Here is a 22,159-nt window from a genome sequence, read left to right on the forward strand (position 1 = left end):
GGGGTTCAGCCGATCTTTGCGGGAGCGGGAGCGGGAAGCAGTGCGGCCCTGCCGTGGGCTGCGAACTCGGCCTCGAGGCGCGCACGCGCTTCGTCGTCGAGCAGGACGTATTCGGGCGTACGCCCGACACGCACGTACACGGTGTCGTCGGTGTTCCAGGCCGCGGCGCGCAACGGGGCCTTGTCGACCTTGTTGCTGCCGGTCAGCGGTATCCGTTCGGTCAGCCGGACGAAGCGCGGCCACCACTTGTCGCCCATGTCCGGCTGTTCGGCGAGAAATGCGCCGAAGGCAACAGGATCGAAGGTCGCACCCGGCTCGAGTTCCACGGTGCACATCACCTGGTCCCCGGTCGCGGGGTCCGGCACGGCGAAGACCGGTGCAGAAAGGATTCCGGGGCAGCGGTGCAGCACCCGTTCGACCGGGGCAGCCGAGAAGTTCTCGCTGTCGACCCGCAGCCAGTCGGAGGACCGGCCGGCGAAGTAGAAGAACCCGTCGGCGTCGCGGTAACCGAGATCGCCCGACCAGAAGTCGTTTCCTCTGATCCGGTCCGCCATCGCCCCGGGGTTCTTGTAGTAACCCTCGAAGGTGTGGGCGGTGTTCCGCGCGACGATCTCACCGACGGCCTCCCCGTTGACGAGGCGCCCGGTCTCGTCGAACCGCGCCGGCGGGCATTCCTCGCCGGTGGTCTCGTCGAGGATCCGCACATCGACACCGCCCACCGCGACGCCGAGTGAACCGGTCGGAGTGTCCGGCGTGCGGTTGATCCGGAAGACTCCCTCGCTCGAGCCGTAGCCCTCGATGACCGTGCAGCCGAACCGCTCGGAGAAGCGTGCGACGTCGACCTCGGACGCTTCGGTGCCGAACGCCACCTCGAGCGTCCCGGTCCGGTCACGTGGGTCCTCGGGGCGACTGAGGACGTAGGCGAGCGCCCGTCCCACGTAGTTGACGAAGGTCGCGCCGTACCGATGGATGTCGTCGGCGAACCGGCTCGCGGAGAACTTCCGGATCATGCTCACGGTCGCGCCGACGCTCATCGCGGTGCCGAGGTTGAGCATGAGGGCGTTGCCGTGGAACAGCGGCATGCACAGGTAGGCGACCGAGTCGCGGCGCATTCGCGTCCGCTCCGCGAGCGGACCGAACAGTCGTGCCAGACGTCCCTGACTGACGATGACGGCCTTGGGTGCGCCGGTGGATCCCGAACTGAAGAGCAGGAGCGCGATGTCCTCTGCGGAGGGTGACGTGTCGGGCAGCGCGGACCCTCGGAAGGGTTCCAGGAACTCGCTGTAACCGGGGGCATCGATGTCGAGAATCTTGTCGGCGGCCAGTCCGTGGTCGGTGCCCTGCACCAGGTGCGCGAGACGGGACTCGGTGATGATCAGGTCCACGTCGGCGTGCCGCACGTCCCGTGCGATCTCCGGTCCGCTGCGGCTGGCGTTGATTCCCACGACGACGGCGCCCGCGAGGGCACCGGCGCCGATCCAGAACACGAAGTCGGGAACGTTCTCGAGAAGAACGCCGATGTGGCGTTGCCGGTCGGCGGGCTGGGGCACGGCCGAGACGAGCGCTGCCGCACGGTCGGCGCTCTCCTGCACGACCTCGCCCCAGGTCCACTGCTGGTTCTCGAAGCGCAGGCCAACCTTGGCGTCGCCGCGGCGAGCCCGCACTACTTCGGCGAACGTGTCCAACTCATACCTCCAGATAGTGACCAGCCGGTTAGTGACCAGATGAGGACGTCACAGACGGTTCGATCACAACAGACGACTGTGGTCGGCCGAGTCACATTCCCGACCAGCGGGAGCGAAGAGACCTGCTATCGCTCGGCGAACACGGCGTGGCCGCCCGAGAGAACTGCACCGGCGTCGGTGGCCACGTCGAACCGGACGTCGCCGGCACCGCCCCACGCACGGATTTCCGCAACGTCCCCGGGAAAGACGGGAGCGGCGAACCGGCCGGACAACGCGGTCAGATCGGCCGGGTGTGCGCCGAGCATCCGCGCGAGCGGCAGGGTGGTCGCCGCGAGCGTGCAGAGCCCGTGCAGGATCGGCCGCGGCTGCCCGATGCGGGCGGCGGCCTCCGGGTCGATGTGGATGTGGTGCCGGTCGCCGGTGAGCCGGTAGAGAACGGCCTGCTCGGCGTGGGTGGCCAGAGTGCCGGCCGAGTCGGGTTCACCGTCCGGGTGGCCGGGCGCCGAAGGCCCTCGCTCCCCACCGAATCCCCCCGCTCCGGGCGCGAACAGCGACCAGGTGGCGACGAAGAACTCACTCTCGACGACGACCTCGAACACTGCGGCGCGGCCCTTGTCCCAGACTTCTCCGACGCGGGCGTTCATCGTGATGCTGCCCGAACGCGGCAGCGGTGCCCGGACCTCGAGGCTCTGGGAACCGTGGAGCGCGGTCTTCGTGTCGAACGCGCCGAGGGCACCGAGGGCGTCGGGCGCCCACTGGGCCAGGGTCAGAGCGAACGTCGGCAGGACGCGCAGACGCTCCTCGAACACGAGGTCGAGGTCTGTGGCGCGGGCGCCGACCGCCAGCGCGTACAGGATCGCGTCGCGCTCGTCGTAGGCGACCGTACGGGTACCGAGGTCGGCACCTCGCCAGGTCGCCGGCGTCGTCGTATCGGTCGTGGTTACGGCGTCTGTGGGCATCGTTTCGTGTCCTTTCCCGGGCGTGCTGTTCGCACGCTAGGCACCGCGTCGGCAGAGGTCACCAGGCATCCCACTGACCGGTACATTCGAGGGTCGGGTGTACGGGCGTGAGAGATTCTTGCGATCCGCAGGCAGGAGGAGGGGAAATCGTGCAGCGTGCAGGAACACCGGGGGCTCGCCGGTCGGTGACCACCCGGCCGGGTCGTGGGTGGCGACCCCTGGCCGACGGTGCGCGATGAGTATCCCGCCCGATCCCTTCCCGTTCCTGGACCAGCTCATCTCGCGGCTCACGGGGCCAGGTGGCGAATTCGAGATCGTGATGGACGAGGTCCTCGGTACCTCGATGCCGGTCATGCGTAAACGGAACCGCGCGGTGGCGGATCTGCTGTCGCAGTCGCTCGCGTGGGGTGACCGCGAATATCTGGTCACGGCCGACCGCCGCATCACATTCGAGGAGAACGCGCGGGAGTCCTATGCCCTCGCCGCCGCGCTGCACGAGCGGTACGGCGTGCGGGCGGGCGACCGGGTTGCGATCCTGTCCGCGAACAGACCCGAGTGGGTCACGGTGTTCTGGGCGACCCAGGCTCTCGGCGCCATCACGGTGGGGCTCAACGCGTGGTGGGTGCAACCGGAACTCGAGTTCGGTATCCGCAACTCGCGTCCGCGAATCGTCTTCGTCGACAGTCCGCGTGCCGAGGCGGTCGCCGGCATCGTCTCGGGCGACACGGTGGTGCTGTCGATCGAAAGGGATCTGCCCGAACTGATCACAGAGTTCGACCGGCGCCAGCCTCCGCCTCCGCGGATCGACGAGGACGACCCGGCAGTCCTGCTGTACACCTCCGGCACGAGCGGTGATCCCAAGGGAGCCTTGCACTCCCAGCGCAACCTTCTGGCCGTCGTCGACTACCAGCGTTATACGGAAGCGATCCAGACGATCTGGACCGGCGAGACGTACGACCGCGATGCCCCCTCCGATGCCCGCTACCTGCTGACGTCGTCGATGTTCCACATCACGAGCCTGCACAACACGATCGTGCCGAGGCTGGCGATGGGAAGCACCGTGGTCATGAACCAGGGATGGTTCGACGTCCACCGCGTTCTGGAGTTCATCGAACGCGAACAGGTGACGCATTGGATGGCCGTGCCGTCGATGGCAGCCCGCATGCTCGAAGACGAAGACCTGGACCGGTACGATCTGACATCGCTGACCCGGTTCACCCTGTCCTCGGAGCCGTCCACCCCGGAGTTCAAACAGCGTCTGCGCAAGCAACTCCCATTCGGACTACACGCGATGGTCGACAGTTACTCCATCACCGAATGCAGCACGTCGATCGCGGTGGCCAGCGCACAGGAACTCGAGAAGCATCCGGGCACCGTCGGCGTCCCGATCATCACCGTCAGCCTCGAGATCCGCGATCAGTACGGCGGATGGCTGCCCGACGGCCACATCGGCGAGGTGTGCGTCCGAAGTCCTTTCGTCATGCTCGGGTACTGGGACGACGAGAAGGCCACGGCCGAGGCGATCACACCCGACCGCTGGCTTCGGACCGGCGATTTCGGGGTGGTCGAAAACGGGAGGCTGCGACTGGTCGGCCGACGCGCGGATCTCATACATCAGAACGGTGAGAACATCTACCCGTCGGAAGTCGAGCGGGTTCTTTCGCAACATCCTGCCGTGCGTGAGTGCCTGGTCACGGGCACTCCGCACGCCGATTGGGGACAAGAAGTCGTCGCCGTGGTCGTGCTCGTCCCAGGGTCGACGGTCTCCGAAGAGGATCTGACGAAGTTCGCCGCGGAGCATCTCGCCTACTTCAAGGTGCCCACCCAGTGGCGCCTGACCCATAATCTGCTGCCGCGCAACTCCACCGGCAAGATCGTGCGTAAGGGCTGGCGCGGTACGCACCGTCCGGACCTGTGACCGTCCGGGTGGTTCCTGCTGCGCTGCGCGCGGCGCGAACCACCCGGACGCTCTTCCGGGACGAGGTCAGCTCAGGCGCTCGAGCACCATCGCCATACCCTGACCACCACCGACACACATCGTCTCCACACCGAACTGCTTGTCCTGCTCACGCAGATTGTTCAGCAGCGTGTTCGTGATCCGCGCACCCGTCATACCGAACGGATGACCCAGCGCGATCGCACCACCGGAGACATTGAGCTTGTCCTCGTCGATCCCCAGCTCACGCGCCGAACCGAGCACCTGCACCGCGAACGCCTCGTTGATCTCGAACAGATCGATATCCGAAATTCCCATGCCGGCATTGGCCAGCGCCTTACGGGTGGCATCGATCGGACCGAGACCCATGATCTCCGGCGACAGCCCCGACACCCCGGTCGAGACGATCCGCGCCAACGGCGTCAACCCGAGAGCCTTCGCCTTGGTGTCGGACATGATCACCAGCGCCGCCGCACCGTCGTTGAGCGGGCACGCGTTACCCGCGGTCACCGTACCGTCGGGACGGAACACCGGCTTGAGCTGGCTGACCGCCTCGTAGGTGGTGCCGGGACGCGGGCCGTCATCGGTGGAGACGACAGTGCCGTCGGCGAGCGTGACCGGGGTGATCTCCTTCTCGAAGAACCCCGACTTGATCGCTTCCTCGGCCCGGTTGTGCGACCGCACGCCCCACCGGTCCTGGTCTTCGCGGGAGATCCCGGTGAAGGAGGCGACGTTCTCGGCAGTCTGGCCCATTCCCAGGTACACGTCCGGGAGCAGCCCGTCCTTGCGCGGGTCGGTCCATGCGACGCCACCCTCGGCGAGCGTCGCACTGCGTGCCTGCGCGTCGTCGAACAGTGGGTTCTTGGTGTTCGGCAGGCCGTCTGCGTTGCCGGTCACGAAGCTCGACACCGACTCCACACCTGCGGAGATGAACACGTCACCCTCGCCGGCCTTGATCGCGTGCAGCGCCATGCGCGTGGTCTGCAACGACGACGAGCAGTAGCGGTTGACGGTCACGCCGGACAGGAAGTCGTAGCCCAGCTGCACCGCGATCACCCGGGCGATGTTGAAGCCGGACTGGCCCGCGGGCTGGCCGCAGCCGACCATCATGTCGTCGATCTCGGTGGGATCGAGTTCGGGGATCTTCGCGAGTGCCGCTGCGACCATCTGGGTTGCCAGGTCGTCGGGGCGGATCGACGCGAGCGATCCCTTGCGTGCACGCCCGATGGGCGATCTCACGGCCGACACGATCACTGCTTCGGTCATCTTCTCTCCTCGTATTCGTTTTGTAACAGGTTGGGGCCGAACGTAGTACGTCCCCAGTTCTCGGAGAAATCGCGTTTCTGCGCGAGAGCGGACCGCTCGGCGAGCGCTTCGGGCTTCTGTGCCTCGCAGGGTTCGTGTGCTAACTTACCAAGCAATCGCTTGGTTTGGTACAGACGTTAGGAACATGCCATGGGCATCACCTCGACCTCCGACAGCGCCGGTATCACCACGGTCACCGTCGACTTCCCTCCCGTGAACGCCCTTCCCTCGCAGGCGTGGTTCGACTTGGCCGACGCGGTCCTCACCGCCGGAAAAGACCCGAAAACCCACGTCGTCATCCTTCGAGCAGAAGGCCGCGGCTTCAACGCGGGCGTCGACATCAAGGAAATGCAGGCCACCGAGGGTTACGAGGCCCTCATCGCCGCCAACCACGGGTGTGCCGCAGCCTTCGCGGCGGTGTACGACTGCGAGGTCCCGGTGATCGTCGCCGTGAACGGCTTCTGCGTCGGCGGCGGCATCGGCCTCGTCGGCAACGCCGATGTCATCCTCGCTTCCGACGACGCGATCTTCGGCCTCCCCGAGGTCGACCGCGGAGCGCTCGGTGCCGCAACCCACCTTGCACGTCTCGTCCCGCAGCACCTCATGCGCACGCTGTACTACACGGCGCAGAACGTGACCGCGCAGCAACTCGAGCACTTCGGATCCGTCTACAAGGTGGTTCCGCGTGACGAACTGGACGCCGCCGCGCGTGAGGTCGCCGAGATGATCGCCGTGAAAGACACCCGCGTGATCCGCCGCGCAAAGGAAGCGATCAACCGCATCGACCCCGTCGACGTCAAGACCAGCTACCGCATCGAGCAGGGCTTCACCTTCGAGCTCAACCTCGCCGGGGTCGCCGACGAACACCGCGACGAGTTCGTCGCCACCGGAAAAGCCCGGACCAACAGCTGAAGTCCCCACTCTCACAGGAGTTCGAAACCCATGCGTGACAAGAGAATGTCGCTCGACGATGTGGTCGGCGAGCTGCGCAGCGGAATGACCATCGGCCTCGGCGGCTGGGGTTCGCGCCGCAAGCCGATGGCGCTGGTCCGCGCGATCCTGCGATCGGACATCACCGACCTGACGGTCGTCACCTACGGCGGTCCGGATCTCGGCCTGCTGTGCTCGGCCGGAAAGGTCAAGAAGGCCTACTACGGATTCGTCTCCCTCGATTCGGCACCGTTCTACGATCCGTGGTTCGCCAAAGCGCGCACCAACGGAGAGATCATCGCCCGCGAAATGGACGAAGGCATGGTCAAGTGCGGCCTCGAAGCGGCCGCCGCGCGTCTGCCGTTCCTTCCCATCCGCGCCGGCCTGGGATCCGACGTCGTCGAATTCTGGGAGGGTGAACTGAAGACCGTCACCTCCCCGTACGCCGGACCGGACGGCACCGAGACCCTCATCGCGATGCCCGCGCTCGAACTCGACGCGTCGCTCGTGCACCTCAACATCGGTGACGCCCACGGCAACGCGGCATACACCGGTGTCGATCCCTACTTCGACGACCTCTACTGCATGGCCGCCGAAAAGCGTTACGCGTCGGTCGAGCGGATCGTCGAGACCGAAGAACTCGTCAAATCCGTTCCGTTGCAGTCGATCATCCTCAACCGGATGATGGTCGACGGAGTCGTCGAGGCTCCCGGCGGCGCACACTTCACCCTGGCGGGTGACAGTTACGGACGCGACGAGAAGTTCCAGCGTCACTATGCCGAGTCGGCCAAGGACCCCGAGTCCTGGCAGAAGTTCGTCGACCGCTTCCTGTCGGGCAGCGAAGACGACTACCAGGCCGCCGTCCAGAAGTTCGCAGCCGAATCCAAGAGTGGGGAGAAGGCATGACCACCACCGAAACCGTGACCCGCGCCGAGTACTGCGCGATCGCATGTGCGGAAATCTTCTCCGGCGCAGGCGAGATCATGGCCAGCCCGATGGCGACCCTCCCGCAGATCGGTGCGCGCCTCGCCAAGCTCACAACGGAACCCGACCTGCTGATCACCGACGGTGAGGCGCTCATCCTCGCGGAGGTTCCGCCGCTCGGCGGCAAGGCGCCGATCGAGGGATGGATGCCGTTCCGGAAGGTGTTCGACGTGGTCGCGTCCGGTCGTCGCCACGTGGTCATGGGTGCCAACCAGATCGATCGCCACGGGAACCAGAACCTCTCGGCGTTCGGTCCGCTCCAGCACCCCACCCGCCAGATGTTCGGCGTGCGCGGTGCCCCGGGCAACACCATCAACCACGCCACCAGCTACTGGGTCGGGCGCCACACCACCCGCGTGTTCACCGACAAGGTCGACATCGTCTCGGGTGTCGGATACGACAAGGTCGATCCCGAGAATCCGGCCTACCGGTTCCTGAACATCCCTCGCGTCGTCACGAACCTCGGCGTCTTCGACTTCGGCGGACCGGACCACACGTTCCGCGCGGTGTCGCTGCACCCGGGTGTCGAAGCCTCGACGGTCGCGGAGAACACCTCGTTCGAGGTTGCCGGACTCGACGAGGCCGGCGTCACCCGTGAACCGACCGCCGAAGAACTGCGCCTCATCCGCGAGGTACTCGATCCGAAGAGCCTGCGCGACCGCGAGGTCTCGCTGTGACGACCCTGCGCACGCCCCTCACGGAACTGGTGGGCATCGAACATCCCATCGTCCAGACGGGCATGGGCTGGGTCTCGGGTCCCCGGCTGACCGCCGCGACCTCCAACGCGGGCGGCCTCGGCATCCTCGCGTCGGCCACGATGACGTACCCCGAACTCGAGGCCGCGGTCGTCAAGACCAAGTCGCTCACCGACAAGCCGTTCGGCGTCAACATGCGAGCCGACGCCTCGGACGCGGAGCAGCGCATCGACCTGCTGATCCGCGAGAACGTCAAAGTTGCGTCGTTCGCGTTGGCTCCCAAGAAGGAGCTCATCGCGAAGCTCAAGGATCACGGCATCGTCGTGATCCCGTCGATCGGCGCCGCCAAGCACGCGGTCAAGGTCGCCTCGTGGGGCGCCGACGCCGTGATCGTTCAGGGCGGTGAAGGCGGCGGGCACACGGGTCCGGTCGCTACGACGCTTCTGCTGCCGAGTGTTCTCGACGCAGTCGATATCCCGGTGATCGCCGCGGGCGGATTCTTCGACGGACGAGGACTCGCCGCCGCACTCTCCTACGGTGCGGCCGGTGTCGCGATGGGAACGCGGTTCCTTCTCACCAGCGACAGCGCCGTGCCGGATTCGGTCAAGCAGCAGTACCTTGCACGCGGCCTTCAGGACACGACGGTCTCGCTCAAGGTGGACGGCATGCCGCACCGCGTGCTCAACACCGAACTCGTGAACAGCCTCGAACGGTCCAGCTACGCGAAGGGTTTGATCGCCGCGGCCCGCAACGCCACGAAGTTCAAATCCATGACGGGGATGAAGTGGTCGACTCTCGTCCGCGACGGTCTCGCCATGAAGAAGGCGAGCGACCGCACGTGGCAGCAGATCATCATGGCCGCCAATACCCCGATGCTGCTCAAAGCAGGTCTGGTGGAGGGTAATACCGACGCCGGCGTTCTGGCCTCCGGTCAGGTCGTGGGCATGGTCGACGACCTGCCGAGCTGCGCAGAACTCATCGACCGCATCATCGCCGAGGCGGTCGAGCGGATCGATGCGCTCGGTGCACTGCGCGACGCCGGGCGGCCTGCCGCCTGACCCGCACCCCTAAGTTCGAACTCAGCAGCACCCGGCCACTACGGCCGGGTGCTGCTTGCATTCGGCCCACAGGATTGCTTCGGCAGAGCCTCTTCTTCAATTCTGTCGATCTTGCTACCTTCTCTGTAAGGGAGAATGTCATTCTCTTTCGAGCGCTCGAAGGGACCCAGATGACGCGGTGGAGAAGATCGCTGACCGGACTCGTTGTGGCGTGTTCGACGCTGCTCGTGGTGAGCGCATGCGCCTCGAGTGCGAATTCCGACCCCAAGTCGTCCGGACCTGTCGGCGATCCGGTGAGCGGAGGTATCGCGCGAGCGATCCAGATCCGCGAACCGGTCGGGCTGGATCCGGCTCAACTCGCCAACAACTGGGTGGGTCAAGGGTTGCTCGGCAACGCTCTGTACGGCACGTTGATGATCGACAATCCCGATACTTTCGAGATCGATTACGCGCTCGCTACGGACTTCACCACTCCGGACGGCGGTAGCACCTTTGTTCTCACGCTCCGTCCGGACCTGACGTTCACCGACGGCACGCCGTTGAATGCAGAGGCGGTGAAATTCAACTGGGATCGGCTGCGTGACACGGCGACGGGATCGAGTTCACTCCCCCAGGCATCTCAGGTCGCCGCCACCGAGGTGGTCGACGAAACCACGCTGAAGGCCACGATGGCGGTCCCGAACCCGATGTTCCCGTTCTCGGTGACGTCGAGTGCGCTCAACTGGATCGCCTCGCCCGCTGCCCTGGAGAAGGGCCGGGATGCTTTCAACTCCGATCCGGTAGGCGCCGGCCCCTTCGTGCTGACCCAGTGGGCACGTCAGGACACGATCGAACTCGAGCGCAACCCGGGCTATTGGGATGCGCCCCGGCCGTATCTCGACGGAATCACTCTCCGCACGGTGAGCGACGCCCAGCAGCGCATCAACCTTCTCACCACGGGTGGAGCCGACCTCGGCTCGGAGTCGAGCTGGTCGGCACTCAGCCGAGCCGAGCAGGCCGGACTCGTTGCGGACGTGGTGCGCATCGGTGGCGGGCAATATCTCGCCATGAACCATCGCACGGCGCCCTTCGATGATCCACGAGCGCGGAAGGCCGTTGCCTCCGCCCTTCAACTCGACGGAATCAACACAGCCGTGTTCGAAGGACAGGGTGAGGTACCGGCGACTCTGTTCCCCGAGTCATCACCGTTCTATGCGGACATTCCTCTGACCCAACATGATCCGGCCGAGGCGCAGCGACTCTTCGACGAACTTGCCGATGAGGGCAAGCCGGTCGAGTTCACGTTCACGGCCACTTCTTTGGTGGAGATCAAGTCCGTCGCCGAAACCGTTCAAGCCCAGCTGAGTTCGTTCGACAACGTGGACGTGAAGGTCGAAATCCTAGATTTCGCGGCATACATGCCGCGAATTGCTGCCCGCGACTTCGGCATGACGGTCTGGGCGGCGGACAGTCAGGAACCCGACTCGGCCTTGTGGAACGCCTTCCATTCCCGGTCCTCGGGCAATGTCACCGGCGTCGCCGATCCCGAACTCGACCGTGCGTTGGACGAAGGCCGGGCGGGCGGGACAACGCAAGAACGCTCCACCTCGTACACGGTGGTACAGGAGCGACTCGCCGAACTGAACCCCGGAGTCTGGTACATCCGGGCCGCACCGTCGGTTGTACGAAACTCGGATATCCACGGCATCCGCATGTATGCCCTCGGTTCGCTGATTCCCGATCAGATCTGGCTCACCCGGTAACGAGTTCATTGACCGAGGTTCCCCCGCGCGTTAGCGTGCCCGAAAGCTGTCAACGCAGGTCGGGGGGTCTCGCGTGCGAAAAGCAATGTCACGGGTAATGGTCGCAGTGGCAATCATGGCGATCGCTGTGGTGTCCGCCGTCCCGGCGGGGGCCGACCCGTCGGGTGGTTCCGACGCGGTGGCGTGGCAAGCCAGCGTGGACGCTCCCGACGCCTATCCCGGAACAGCAGTCGAGTGGGACGTCCCGATCACCCTCAGCGACGGTACGTTGCTGAGGGCGAACGTGTTCCGGCCGGCGAACGCCGACGGCTCGCCCATCGCCGAGCCGACACCGGTGATACTCAACCTCACGCCCTACACCAAACTGCTGTCCACGCTGGCATCGCTGCTGATGGAGGATCCGTCACTCGGGCCGGTCGTGGAGAATCTGGGCACCACCTTGAACCTGGGGGTCCCGTTCGACGGCATCACCGAGCTCGCCTCCCCCGCATCACAACTCGGTAAGGCGTTCGGACTCAACCGCGACCTGGTGCAGAACGGTTACACCCAGGTCGTCGTCGATGTTCGCGGCACCGGATTCTCACACGGACAGTGGCAGGTGCTCGGCCCCCGCGAGCAACAGGACACTGTGGAGGTGATCGACTGGGCAGCATCCCAGCCGTGGTCGAACGGCCGTGTGGGGACGACAGGTGTGTCGTACTCGGCGATCAACCAGATCCAGGCCGCGGGACTACGGCCCCAGGCTCTCGAAGCAGTGTTCGCAGTCGAACCCGGCAACGACCTCCTCCGCGACATCGTCGGGACCGGTGGCGCGCTGGGCATCGGTTTCATGCCCGCCTGGCTCGGTCTCGTCAACGGACTCAAGTGGTTGCCCGACGTGCAAGCCTTGCTCGAGGGGCGCTTCGACGCCCGATGGTTGCGAGATCGACTCGCCGATCCCTCCACGAAGATCCCCGAGTTGCTGGAAGTCATCACGGCACCGAGTGTCGACTCCGTGTCTCCGGGCGCTCTCGAGGTTGCCCAGGACGGCGCCTTCTATCAGGACCGCCAGGCACGCCTCGAGTCTGTCGAGGTTCCGACCTTCGTTTTCGGGAATTGGCACGACATCTTCGCGAACAGCGAGCCGGACATCTACAACCGGATTCCGGTGGAGCCGGGCCGCAAGCAACTCGTCATGGGCGACGGATACCACGCAGTGACGGGAACCGGTTTCGGCACGCCCGGATTTCCGCCCGACATCGCGGCGCTGCAGCGCGCGTGGTTCGACCGGTGGCTGCGAGGCATCGACAACGGGATCGAGAAGTACGGACCCGTGACGTTGCTGCAGCAGGGCGGTGGATGGACCACCACCCGGCAGTTTCCCCGCGAAGGAGTTCGGCACGAGAAGCTTTTCCTGGCGGCGGCGCCGAGTGGGACAGCCGCGCACGCAGCACACGACGGGACACTCGTGCCCACGCTCCCTGACGAGGCGCGTCGCCTCACCGTCTCCCCCGGGTTGCGCGGGTTCTGTTCGAGGGAAGGCGCACAAGGCACGGCAGGCATCACCGTGTTGCTCGGCTCGACGTGCACCAAGGACTCCCGATTTCACGAGGCCGAGGCTCTGACATTCACGAGCGAGGCGTTCTCCGAGCCGACCCTGTTCTCGGGGCCCTTCAACGTTCACCTGAATACCGTCCTCGACGCCACGGACGGATTCTGGTCGGTGACGGTCAACGACGTCGGCCCCGACGGACGCTCCACGGTCCTGTCGACCGGCTCGCTGGTGTCCTCCCTCCGGACTATCGACGATTCTCTGAGTTCGTTCACTGCCGAGGGCGATTACGCCAGTGCACACCCGACTCTCACCCTTGCGACGAGGAAGCCGGTCGTGCCGGGGGAATCGACACTGCTGGACATCAGCACGCTGCCGACGGAGGCGGTACTCGCTCCGGGTCACCGGTTGCGTATCGACGTGTACGCCGCCAACGTCCCGCGGTCGCTCCCGCTGGGCCCGATGCTGAACGAAAGCGGTCTCCGTCCGCAGCACCTCGAATTGGACAGGTCTGCGCCGAGTTTCGTCACTCTGCCGACAGTGCGCGGGCGCACCTGGGAGAATTGATCGTCAGCACCACCCCGTTGGTGGGACCGCCCCGACGCGTTGGGAAAGGTGCAGCCGCCACTGCGAAGGGTGCCTCGATGACGAAATTGACGCCGTTCTATGAGAACGTCCAATCGCATTACGACCTGTCCGACGAGTTCTTCGATCTGTTCCTCGATTCGACCCGGACCTACAGTTGCGCCTATTTCGAGCGCGACGACATGTCCCTCGAAGAGGCGCAGAAAGCAAAGATCGACCTGTCCCTCCGCAAATGCGACCTCCGGCCCGGAATGACCCTGCTCGACATCGGGTGCGGGTGGGGGTCCACCATGCGGCGGGCGATCGAGCGGTACGACGTCAACGTCATCGGCCTGACGCTGAGCCGCAACCAGTACGACCACGTCTCCGAGATGATCTCGGGGCTGGCTCTCGGACGCCGGTCCGCCGAGGTTCGCTTGCAGGGCTGGGAGGACTTCGACCAACCGGTGGACCGGATCGTGAGCATCGGGGCCTTCGAGCATTTCCGCCGGCGTCGCTACGACACGTTCTTCGAGCGGACATCGCAGATGCTGCCGCCCGACGGCCGGATGTTGCTCCACACCATCGTCGGCCATTCACGGCAACTGCTCGAGGACATGCAGGTCGAGGTAAATCGCGACGACGCCCTGTTCCTCCGGTTCATCCTCCGGGAGATCTTCCCGGGCGGCCAGTTGCCGGAGCGCGACATGATCATCACCGGCGCGCAGCGTCACGGCTTCTGGGTCCAGAACATCGAATCACTGCAACCGCATTACGCCCACACCTTGGATCTGTGGGCCCGCGCCTTGGAATCACGTCACGACGAGGCGGTGGCACTTGCGTCGGAAGAAGTCTTCCAGCGGTACATGCGGTACCTCACCGGCTGTGCCGAGAACTTCCGCCGCGGGTTGATCGATCTCCAGCAGTTCACTCTCGTCAAGCACCCCCGCAGCGGTGCGCCCCGCACCGTGTGAAGCGACGGTGATCACACTTAAATCTCTAGCGGTGACTGTAGACAATCGTTTTTCTTGGTTGTACATTATGTCTTGTAAGTGAGAGCGAGACCGAAGAAACGGGCAGGGACGAACTGCCCACGAAGGAATCGAAGAAGCTTGGAGTAGGGCACCGTCGAGCGAGTGAGTTGAGTATTCGGAAAATGCTCGAGGTGTTCGACTCCATCGGGGCCGGAGACGGTGCGGCCCCCGGACACAGTAGTTACCCGGCTGGGAGGTGGTGCGCGGTCAGTTGTCGAGATCAAGTTCCGTCCACCGAGGCGGGACGAAGGTAGAAAGGCCGACCGAAGCGTTGGCCCGTGTTAGTAGAACGTAAGCCCCTGGACCCCGGCGCCGTAGGCGCCGGGGTCCCCGTCCATGTATACGAAGGGCGACGCGCACACCCCGTGAAACGGAACAAAGACGCCGAGGACAAGTTCGACGACGAGAACTTCCCTGCGTACAGCATGGGACGCGCCGCCGAAATCCTCGGTGTCACCCAAGCTTTCCTCCGAAGCCTCGACACCGCGAACCTGGTCAACCCGATGCGATCGGAGGGTGGCCACCGGCGGTACTCCCGCTACCAGCTCCGCATGGCAGCGCGGGCCAGGGAACTCGTCGATCAGGGGACCGCGCTCGACGCCGCCTGCCGGATCATCATTCTGGAAGACCAACTCACCGAAGCGTTACGCATCAACGAGCAGCTCCGCCAGGGCAAACCGGGGTCCCCGCAAGGCCCGGCCGCGCAGCCGGATCGGGCCGGCGGCACTCCGAACCCGGACAACGATTCTCCCGGGTGAGCGGGCGTCAGCAGCACCGAGCACCGGGGTTCGCGTCGGCGTCGGCGTGACGAGCACGCCAATACTCGCGTTCGCTCGGGACGCGGCAACCCGGGTGGTTTCTGCGGTGCCACTCGGCGTATCGGGCGTAGTCGTGGTCTCCCATCAGGGCGCCGACCCACCACCACACTCGTCGCAGCGCGGCGGTCACGGCGCATCGCTCTTCTCTTGGGTTTGCCGACGGGCGGCGTCGTCCCTGCTGGTCGCCGCACCCGGAGCCCGGACCTTGCCGGACGCGATCAATTCGTCCCATTCCTTCTGCAATTCACGCTCGGCGGGAGTCGGGACGAAGCCTGCAGGAGCGAAGATCCGGGACGGGACCTCCGGAGATTCCGTCGTCGGAAGACCACCCGCGCGCACCGCCCGAACACAGACGACGAGGCCGGCCGCGACCACCACGAGCACCAATCCCGCGAACACGATCGACAACGTGCCCTGGATGAACGTGTTTCGGATGACGGCGTCGATCTCGTCGATGCCGTCCGCCGATCCGAACGCGGTGGCACCCGAGTTCTTCGCATCGACGAAGGCCCTGTGCTGCGCCCAGTACCCCACCGCGCGGTCGGAGGAGAAGATCTTCTGCCACGATGCGGTCATCGTCACGATGAGGTCCCATAGCAGCGGAACGCCGGGAATCCACGCCCACTTGAACATTCCCTTCTTCACGACGATGGCGAGGACGACCGTAAGAGCGATCGCCGCCAGCAACTGGTTGGCGATGCCGAAGAGCGGGAAGAGGGTATTGATGCCGCCGAGCGGGTCGGTGACGCCCATGAGCAGGATCGCGCCCCACGCAGCGACAACCACGAGAGAGCAGAACCACGCACCGGGCCGCCACGACGGATCCTTGAACCGGTGGGCCGGACCGCCGAAGTTGCCGAGCGAGTCCGAGAGCATGAAGCGCGCGACACGCGTACCCGCGTCGACCGTCGTGAGGATGAACAGCGCCTCGAACATGATCGCGAAGTGGTACCAGAACGACTTGAGGGCGTCGCCACCGAACAGGTCGCTGAGTACCTGGGACATCCCGAACGCGAGGGTGGGGGCACCACCGGTACGCGAAATGATGCTGTCCTCGCCCACGGCGGCGGCAGCCCCGGATATCTGTTCGGGGGTGATGTCCGGTGCCGGCAGACCGAGTCCGTTCACGTACGCGGCGGCGGTCTCCGGAGTTCCCCCGGTGAGAACAGCCGGCGCGTTGAGCGCGAAATAGAGGTGCTGGTCGATGATGCACGCGGTGACCAGAGCCATGATCGCGACGAACGATTCGGTGAGCATCCCGCCGTACCCGATCAGCCGGGTCTGCTTCTCCTTCTCGAGCATCTTCGGCGTCGTTCCCGACGAGATGAGGGCGTGGAAGCCTGACAGCGCGCCACACGCGATGGTGATGAACAGAAACGGGAACAGCGATCCGGCGAAGGCGGGGCCGTTCCCGGCGATCGCGAAGGAGGACACGGCCGGCATCCGGATATCGGGGCGGGCGACGAGGATGCCGATCGCGAGCAACGCGATGGTTCCGACCTTCATGAAGGTCGAGAGGTAGTCGCGGGGCGCCAGCAGCAACCACACCGGGAGCACCGAAGCAGCGAACCCGTAGGCGATCATCAGCCATGCGATCGTCACCGGTGAGAGCGTGAACCACTCTGTGCCCCAACTTGTCTCGGCAACCCATCCTCCGGCGATGATCGCCAGCAGCAACAGCGCCACACCGATCAACGACACCTCGGCGACCTTGCCGGGCCTGAGGAAGCGCAGGTACACACCCATGAACAGGGCGATCGGGATCGTCATCGCGATGGAGAACAAGCCCCACGGGCTCTGGGCCAGAGCATTGACCACCACCAGCGCCAGCACCGCGATGAGGATGATCATGATGACGAAAACCGCGATGAGAGCGGCGGTTCCGCCCACCACACCCAGTTCCTCCCGCGCCATCTGCCCCAGGCTGCGGCCGCGGCGACGCGTCGAGATCGACAGCACGAGGAAGTCCTGGACGGCGCCCGCGAAGACCACGCCCACGATGATCCAGATCGTGCCCGGCAGGTAGCCCATCTGCGCGGCGAGGACCGGCCCGACGAGCGGCCCGGCGCCGGCTATCGCGGCGAAGTGGTGACCGAACAGGACCCGTCGGTCCGTCGGCATGTAGTCCTTGCCGTTCTCGAGGATCTCCGCCGGGGTGGCACGATCGTCGCGCGGTTGCACGATCTTTCGCTCGATGAACTTGGCGTAGAACCGGTATGCGATCAGATAGGTGCACACCGCCGCGATGACGAACCAGACCGCGTTGATGTTCTCCCCGCGCACGAACGCGATCATCGACCAGGCGACTGCACCCACGACCGCCAGGAGCACGAACACGATGCGGGTGGTGAGCGACATCGGGGTCCGGTCGATGACGCCTACGGGTGGCAGATCCGGATCCGTACGGAGGTACTCGACGTACTCACGATTGGGCGGCGACGACTGCTCGACGGCCATTTCGGCTCCTCACCGGATCGGCGCGGGACCGTCGCGCGCCGCTGCGGTGGTCCGCGTCGTCGCGCACGGTGCTGGCCTGGGTCACGGTACCCGCGCGACCCCGGTGGGGACCTCGGAAATGGACCGAATGAGAGGTTCCGTTTTGCGGTCGGCCCGAGCGTCGTCGTGGCCGCGAAGAGCGTCAGCCGCGGGCGGCTATCCGTGCACGCACCTCGGGGCGCCGTAGCGGCGGGACCGTGCGGGGTGGTTGTCTCCGCTCCGGCAGCGACGCGAGCAACCTGGTGGTCGTCGCGGCGACCTCGGCGACGGCCTGCTCGAACGGCTCCCGGGTGGCGTCGGACAGAGACTGGATTCCGGTGACCTTGCGGACGTACTGCCGGGCGGCCGCCTCGATTTCCTCAGCGGTCGCTGCCGGTTCGAGTCCGCGCAGCTCGGTGATGTTCCGGCACATGATTCGAGGGTAGACCCGCGGGCCGGACATCGCACCGGACGCGACTTACCCGACCACCGCAGTGCCCCGGACACCACCGTGCCCGCGGCGCGATCGTCCGGGCAGTAACCGGAACGGAACGCACCGCGGGCACGGTGGTCTTGCGTGGTGGTACCGAGCGTCAGAGCCGCTCGATGATCGTGACGTTGGCGGTGCCGCCCCCTTCACAGATGGTGAGCAGGCCGTAACGGCCGCCGATACGCTCGAGTTCGTTGAGCAGCGTCGACATCAGCTTGGTGCCGGTCGCGCCGAGGGGGTGGCCGAGCGCGATGGCGCCACCGTTGACGTTGACCTTGGCGGGATCGGCGCCGATCTCCTTGATCCACGCCAGCACGACCGGTGCGAACGCCTCGTTGATCTCGATCAGATCGATGTCGTCGATCGTCAGACCGGCCTTCTCGAGCGCGTGCTGCGTGGCCGGGATCGGCGCGGTCAGCATGTAGATCGGATCGTCACCGCGGGCACTGAGGTGGTGGATCCGGGCACGGGGCTTCAGGTTGTACTTCTTCACGGCCTCGTCGGACGCGAGGAGGACGGCGGACGCACCGTCGGAGATCTGGCTCGCGACAGCCGCGGTGATCCGCCCACCCTCGACGAGCGGCTGCAGCGACGCCATCTTCTCGAGGCTCGTCTCACGCGGGCCCTCGTCGACGGTGGCGTCGCCGAGCGGCACGGTCTCGTTGTCGAAGCGACCGGCAGCGATCGCGGCCTTGGCGCGCTCGTGGCTCTGCAGCGCCCACTGCTCGAGTTCCTCACGGCTGATGTCCCACTTCTCGGCGATCATCTCGGCGCCCTTGAACTGGGAGACCTCGTCGCTGCCGTAGCGCTCGGTCCAGCCCTTCGAACCACCGAACGGGGTGTCGAACCCGTACTGCTGACCCGCGGTCATCGCCGACGAGATCGGGATCTGCGACATGTTCTGGACGCCGCCCGCGATGATGAGGTCGGCGGTGTTGCTCAGGATCGCCTGAGCACCGAAGTGCAGGGCCTGCTGGCTCGACCCGCACTGGCGGTCGACGGTCACGCCGGGCACGTGCTGCGGGTAGCCCGCGGCCAGCCACGCGGTGCGGGCGATGTTGCCGGCCTGACCACCGATGGCGTCGACGCAGCCGAACACGACGTCGTCGACGTCACCGGGGTCGATGCCGGTGCGCTCGACGACGGCCTTGATGACGTGCGCGCCGAGATCGGCCGGATGCACGCCGGACAGGCCGCCCTTCTTCTTGCCGATCGGGGTGCGTACCGCGTCGACGATGTAGGCCTCGGTCATGATTGCTCCTTATGCAGATCCGGGTTCGACAGTCCGTCGAGCACGATGGAAAGGTATTGCTGTGCAACTTGTTCTGCGGTGAGGGCGCCGCCCGGGCGATACCAGCGCACCGCGACCCACACGGTGTCGCGGACGAACCGGAAGACGAGTTCGACGTCGATATCGGGACGGAACGTACCGTCGGCGACGCCGCGCTCGAGTACACCGACCCACAGTTCCCGGAATTCGGTGTTGCGTTCGCCGATGTACGCGAAGCGCTCGCCCTCGAGGTGCTTGGCCTCGTCCTGGTAGATGGCGACCGCCGAATGCGACCTGTCGATCGAGTCGTACGACGTGGTCACCAGCGCTTCGAGAGTCGCGCGGGAATCGAGTCCCGACGCGACGATCTTGCGATAGCGGTCGAACAGGTAGTCGAGGAACCCACGCAGGATCTCGTCGACCATCGATTCCTTGGAGTCGAAGTGGTGGTAGAGGCTTCCCGAGAGAATCCCTGCCGCGTCGGCGATGTCGCGCACGGTCGTCGCGCGGACGCCCCTCGAAGCGAAGAGATCGGCGGCAATGGCGAGCAGTTCGGCGCGGCGTCCGGACTTGCCGTTGCTGTCGTCGCGAGATGGAGTCATGGAGACATCCTTTCAAGCCGCCGTGCGCGGTCCCGGTCACGGGAGCCGCGCACGGGCGAGTCAGGCGCGCTGCGAGGAGACGGAGACGACCTCGCCGGTCAGGTACGTGGTGTAGTCGCTCGCGAGCATCGCGATGGTTGCCGCGACCTCCCACACCTCCGCGGCGCGACCGAACGCTTCGCCTGCGGCGAGCTGGTCGAGCAGTTCCTCGCTGGTGACCTTCGCGAGGAACGCGTGCCGCGCGATGGACGGGGCGACGGCGTTGATCCGCACGCCGTATTCGGCGGCTTCGATCGCCGAGCACCGGGTCAGGGCCATGACGCCGGCTTTCGCCGCGGCGTAGTGCGCCTGCGAATGCTGGGCACGCCAGCCGAGCACCGACGCGTTGTTGACGAGCACGCCGCCGTGATCGACCGAGCGGAAGTAGCGCAGCGCAGCACGGGTGGCGCGGAAGGTGCTGGTGAGCGTGATGTCGAGGACGCGATCCCACTGTTCGTCGGTCATGTCCACGACGGGGGTCTCGCCGCCGAGACCGGCGTTGTTGATCAGGACGTCGATGCGGCCGAGGCGATCGGCGGCACCGGCGATGAGCGCGTCGACCTGTTCGGTGGACGAGACGTCGCAGACGATCGACGCGACCTGCTGCTCGGGGAACTCAGCGGCGAGCTTGTCGGCGGCTTCCCCGAGACGGCGCTCGTGGAAGTCGGAGACCAGCACGTCGGCGCCTTCGAGCAGGGCGCGCCGCGCGGACGAGAAACCGATCCCGGTGCCGGCTGCGGCCGTGACGACGACCTTCTTTCCCGCGAGCAGTCCGTGGCCCGGGGTTTCGACGGGCGCGGTGGCGAGCGGTGAAATGGCGCTGGGCGAAGTGGTCACGGACGTGCCTCCCGGGGAAGGCCGAGCACGCGCTCGGCGATGATGTTGCGCTGGATCTCGTTGGATCCGCCGTAGATGGTGTCGGCGCGGGTGAACAGGAACAGTCGCTGCCACTCCGCGAGTTCGAGGTGTTCGGGGTCGGTGATGACGGACGGCGTGCCGGCATGGTCGTGGTCGGGGCCCACGAGCGAGCTCGCGCCCTCCACGTCCATGGCCAGGGCACCGAGGTCGCGATGCCAGTTGGCCCACAACAGTTTCGCGACGGACGCCTGTCCCGGATCTGCGTCGTCCAGGGTACGCACGGCGTGCGCACGCATGACGCGCAGTCCGATGCGGGCGCGGGCGATCTTCTCGCGAACGGCGGGGTCGTCGAGCGCGCCGTTCGCTGCGGCGACGTCGGTGATCGTCCGGAGTTCGCGGTCGAAGCCGATCTGCTGGCCCAGGGTGGAGACGCCGCGCTCGAAGGTCAGCAGACCCATGGCGACCTTCCACCCGTCACCGGGATTCCCGACCACGAGGTCGGCGTCGGTCACGGCATCGTCGAAGAAGACTTCGTTGAATTCGGACGTGCCGGTGAGCTGCTGGATGGGCCGTACCGTCACACCGGGCTGGTCCAGCGGCACGAGCAGGAAGCTCAGGCCGTGGTGGCGCGACGAACCGGGTTCGGTGCGGGCGACGACGAACGCCCACTGCGCGACGTGCGCCAGCGACGTCCACACCTTCTGGCCGTTGATCACCCACTTGTCGCCCTCGAGGCGAGCGGTGGTGGTGACGTTGGCCAGATCCGAGCCGGCACCCGGCTCGGAGTAGCCCTGCGCCCACAGTTCGGTGACGTTGCGGATACCGGGAAGGAATCGCTGCTTCTGTTCCTCGGTTCCGAACGCGATGAGGGTGGGGCCGAGCAGCTCTTCACCGAGGTGGTTGACCCGCGCGGGCGCATTCGCCTTCGCGTACTCCTCGTGGAAGATGACGCGCTGTTCGATCGTCGCGCCTCGTCCGCCGTACTCGGTGGGCCAGCCGATGCAGGTCCATCCCGACGCGGCGAGGTGACGGTCCCACGCAAGTCGTTGTTCGAAGAATTCGTGTTCGCTACCGGGTCCGCCCTTGCCCCTGAGCTCGGCGAATTCGCCGGTCAGATTCTCCTCGAGCCACTGCCGTACGGTGGCCGCGAATTCCGCATTGTCCAGGCTCTCGCTCTCGTGCAC

General features: G+C 66.0%; 19 protein-coding genes. 9 read left to right on the plus strand and 10 right to left on the minus strand.

Going from position 1 to position 22,159, the window contains the following annotated elements; genetic code table 11:
- Positions 1-5: 5 nt before the first annotated feature.
- Together RDCOP1_RS15915 and RDCOP1_RS15920 are read right to left on the minus strand one after the other, a co-directional pair.
- Positions 6-1,685, minus strand: coding sequence for an AMP-binding protein (locus RDCOP1_RS15915; protein ID WP_072702330.1), 1,680 nt, complete (start codon positions 1,683-1,685; stop codon positions 6-8).
- Between the two features lie 125 nt (positions 1,686-1,810).
- On the minus strand, positions 1,811-2,644 hold the full coding sequence (locus tag RDCOP1_RS15920) for a MaoC/PaaZ C-terminal domain-containing protein (protein ID WP_072702333.1): 834 nt from the start codon (positions 2,642-2,644) through the stop codon (positions 1,811-1,813).
- A 235-nt stretch (positions 2,645-2,879) separates the two neighbouring features.
- Between RDCOP1_RS15920 and casG the strand changes: the two genes are divergently transcribed.
- On the plus strand, positions 2,880-4,562 hold the full coding sequence (casG, locus tag RDCOP1_RS15925; protein WP_072702336.1) for a steroid-24-oyl-CoA synthetase: 1,683 nt from the start codon (positions 2,880-2,882) through the stop codon (positions 4,560-4,562).
- Positions 4,563-4,628: 66 nt separating this feature from the next.
- On the opposite strand, the gene RDCOP1_RS15930 is transcribed toward casG, so the two are convergent.
- The gene (locus RDCOP1_RS15930) at positions 4,629-5,846 is read right to left on the minus strand and encodes an acetyl-CoA C-acetyltransferase (protein ID WP_072702338.1); all 1,218 of its coding nucleotides are present in this window, start codon (positions 5,844-5,846) and stop codon (positions 4,629-4,631) included.
- 189 nt (positions 5,847-6,035) lie between these two features.
- Between RDCOP1_RS15930 and echA20 the strand changes: the two genes are divergently transcribed.
- The 8 genes from echA20 to RDCOP1_RS15970 all read left to right on the plus strand — a co-directional run bounded on the left by echA20 (position 6,036) and on the right by RDCOP1_RS15970 (position 15,181).
- Positions 6,036-6,797, plus strand: a complete 762-nt coding sequence (gene echA20, locus RDCOP1_RS15935) for a (7aS)-7a-methyl-1,5-dioxo-2,3,5,6,7,7a-hexahydro-1H-indene-carboxyl-CoA hydrolase (protein WP_072702341.1) — start codon at positions 6,036-6,038, stop codon at positions 6,795-6,797.
- A 30-nt stretch (positions 6,798-6,827) separates the two neighbouring features.
- Positions 6,828-7,721, plus strand: a complete 894-nt coding sequence (ipdA, locus tag RDCOP1_RS15940) for a cholesterol ring-cleaving hydrolase subunit IpdA (RefSeq protein WP_197713465.1) — start codon at positions 6,828-6,830, stop codon at positions 7,719-7,721.
- Positions 7,718-8,476 carry a cholesterol ring-cleaving hydrolase subunit IpdB gene (gene ipdB / locus RDCOP1_RS15945; RefSeq protein WP_072702347.1) on the plus strand — a complete coding sequence of 253 codons (759 nt, stop codon included), beginning with the start codon at positions 7,718-7,720 and terminating at the stop codon, positions 8,474-8,476. The genes ipdA and ipdB overlap by 4 nt, the downstream gene beginning before the upstream one ends.
- A complete protein-coding gene (locus RDCOP1_RS15950; protein ID WP_072702350.1) occupies positions 8,473-9,552 on the plus strand; it encodes an NAD(P)H-dependent flavin oxidoreductase in 1,080 nt (359 codons plus the stop codon). The genes ipdB and RDCOP1_RS15950 overlap by 4 nt, the downstream gene beginning before the upstream one ends.
- Before the next feature lie 170 nt (positions 9,553-9,722).
- The gene (locus tag RDCOP1_RS15955) at positions 9,723-11,294 is read left to right on the plus strand and encodes an ABC transporter substrate-binding protein (protein ID WP_072702353.1); all 1,572 of its coding nucleotides are present in this window, start codon (positions 9,723-9,725) and stop codon (positions 11,292-11,294) included.
- Between the two features lie 97 nt (positions 11,295-11,391).
- On the plus strand, positions 11,392-13,392 hold the full coding sequence (locus RDCOP1_RS15960; RefSeq protein ID WP_174555822.1) for a CocE/NonD family hydrolase: 2,001 nt from the start codon (positions 11,392-11,394) through the stop codon (positions 13,390-13,392).
- Positions 13,393-13,469: 77 nt separating this feature from the next.
- Positions 13,470-14,363 carry a cyclopropane mycolic acid synthase family methyltransferase gene (locus RDCOP1_RS15965; protein ID WP_072702742.1) on the plus strand — a complete coding sequence of 298 codons (894 nt, stop codon included), beginning with the start codon at positions 13,470-13,472 and terminating at the stop codon, positions 14,361-14,363.
- A gap of 425 nt (positions 14,364-14,788) precedes the next feature.
- Entirely contained in the window at positions 14,789-15,181 is a 393-nt protein-coding gene (locus RDCOP1_RS15970; RefSeq protein WP_231922843.1) for a helix-turn-helix domain-containing protein, read from the plus strand.
- 7 nt (positions 15,182-15,188) lie between these two features.
- Here RDCOP1_RS15970 and RDCOP1_RS21865 read toward each other — a convergent pair whose 3' ends face one another.
- The 7 genes from RDCOP1_RS21865 to RDCOP1_RS16005 all read right to left on the minus strand — a co-directional run bounded on the left by RDCOP1_RS21865 (position 15,189) and on the right by RDCOP1_RS16005 (position 22,159).
- Complete coding sequence (locus RDCOP1_RS21865; RefSeq protein WP_231923053.1) at positions 15,189-15,326, minus strand: CstA-like transporter-associated (seleno)protein; 138 nt, start codon at positions 15,324-15,326, stop codon at positions 15,189-15,191.
- A gap of 41 nt (positions 15,327-15,367) precedes the next feature.
- A complete protein-coding gene (locus tag RDCOP1_RS15980; protein ID WP_072702362.1) occupies positions 15,368-17,698 on the minus strand; it encodes a carbon starvation CstA family protein in 2,331 nt (776 codons plus the stop codon).
- Positions 17,699-17,879: 181 nt separating this feature from the next.
- Positions 17,880-18,149 carry a DUF2277 domain-containing protein gene (locus RDCOP1_RS15985; RefSeq protein WP_072702365.1) on the minus strand — a complete coding sequence of 90 codons (270 nt, stop codon included), beginning with the start codon at positions 18,147-18,149 and terminating at the stop codon, positions 17,880-17,882.
- Positions 18,150-18,309: 160 nt separating this feature from the next.
- Complete coding sequence (locus RDCOP1_RS15990) at positions 18,310-19,458, minus strand: acetyl-CoA C-acetyltransferase (protein WP_072702368.1); 1,149 nt, start codon at positions 19,456-19,458, stop codon at positions 18,310-18,312.
- Positions 19,455-20,078 (minus strand): TetR/AcrR family transcriptional regulator, encoded by a 624-nt coding sequence (locus tag RDCOP1_RS15995; RefSeq protein ID WP_072702371.1) that lies wholly within the window; start codon positions 20,076-20,078, stop codon positions 19,455-19,457. The genes RDCOP1_RS15990 and RDCOP1_RS15995 overlap by 4 nt, the downstream gene beginning before the upstream one ends.
- A 60-nt stretch (positions 20,079-20,138) precedes the next feature.
- A complete protein-coding gene (locus RDCOP1_RS16000) occupies positions 20,139-20,954 on the minus strand; it encodes an SDR family oxidoreductase (RefSeq protein ID WP_072702374.1) in 816 nt (271 codons plus the stop codon).
- Positions 20,951-22,159: an acyl-CoA dehydrogenase family protein gene (locus RDCOP1_RS16005; RefSeq protein ID WP_072702376.1), complete on the minus strand. Its 1,209-nt coding sequence runs from the start codon at positions 22,157-22,159 to the stop codon at positions 20,951-20,953. Before RDCOP1_RS16005 ends, RDCOP1_RS16000 begins: the two co-directional genes overlap by 4 nt.

Source organism: Rhodococcus coprophilus NBRC 100603, assembly GCF_001895045.1.
GTDB lineage: Bacteria > Actinomycetota > Actinomycetes > Mycobacteriales > Mycobacteriaceae > Rhodococcus > Rhodococcus coprophilus.

Coding starts and splice junctions, on each gene's coding strand:
- RDCOP1_RS21865 (WP_231923053.1), bottom strand. CDS start 15,326: ATGGGAGACCACGACTACGCCCGATACGCCGAGTGGCACCGCAGAAAC.
- ipdB (WP_072702347.1), top strand. CDS start 7,718: ATGACCACCACCGAAACCGTGACCCGCGCCGAGTACTGCGCGATCGCA.
- RDCOP1_RS15960 (WP_174555822.1), top strand. CDS start 11,392: ATGGTCGCAGTGGCAATCATGGCGATCGCTGTGGTGTCCGCCGTCCCG.
- ipdA (WP_197713465.1), top strand. CDS start 6,828: ATGCGTGACAAGAGAATGTCGCTCGACGATGTGGTCGGCGAGCTGCGC.
- RDCOP1_RS15965 (WP_072702742.1), top strand. CDS start 13,470: ATGACGAAATTGACGCCGTTCTATGAGAACGTCCAATCGCATTACGAC.
- RDCOP1_RS15980 (WP_072702362.1), bottom strand. CDS start 17,698: ATGGCCGTCGAGCAGTCGTCGCCGCCCAATCGTGAGTACGTCGAGTAC.
- RDCOP1_RS15990 (WP_072702368.1), bottom strand. CDS start 19,458: ATGACCGAGGCCTACATCGTCGACGCGGTACGCACCCCGATCGGCAAG.
- RDCOP1_RS15995 (WP_072702371.1), bottom strand. CDS start 20,078: ATGACTCCATCTCGCGACGACAGCAACGGCAAGTCCGGACGCCGCGCC.
- RDCOP1_RS15920 (WP_072702333.1), bottom strand. CDS start 2,644: ATGCCCACAGACGCCGTAACCACGACCGATACGACGACGCCGGCGACC.
- RDCOP1_RS15985 (WP_072702365.1), bottom strand. CDS start 18,149: ATGTGCCGGAACATCACCGAGCTGCGCGGACTCGAACCGGCAGCGACC.
- casG (WP_072702336.1), top strand. CDS start 2,880: ATGAGTATCCCGCCCGATCCCTTCCCGTTCCTGGACCAGCTCATCTCG.
- echA20 (WP_072702341.1), top strand. CDS start 6,036: ATGGGCATCACCTCGACCTCCGACAGCGCCGGTATCACCACGGTCACC.
- RDCOP1_RS15955 (WP_072702353.1), top strand. CDS start 9,723: ATGACGCGGTGGAGAAGATCGCTGACCGGACTCGTTGTGGCGTGTTCG.
- RDCOP1_RS15930 (WP_072702338.1), bottom strand. CDS start 5,846: ATGACCGAAGCAGTGATCGTGTCGGCCGTGAGATCGCCCATCGGGCGT.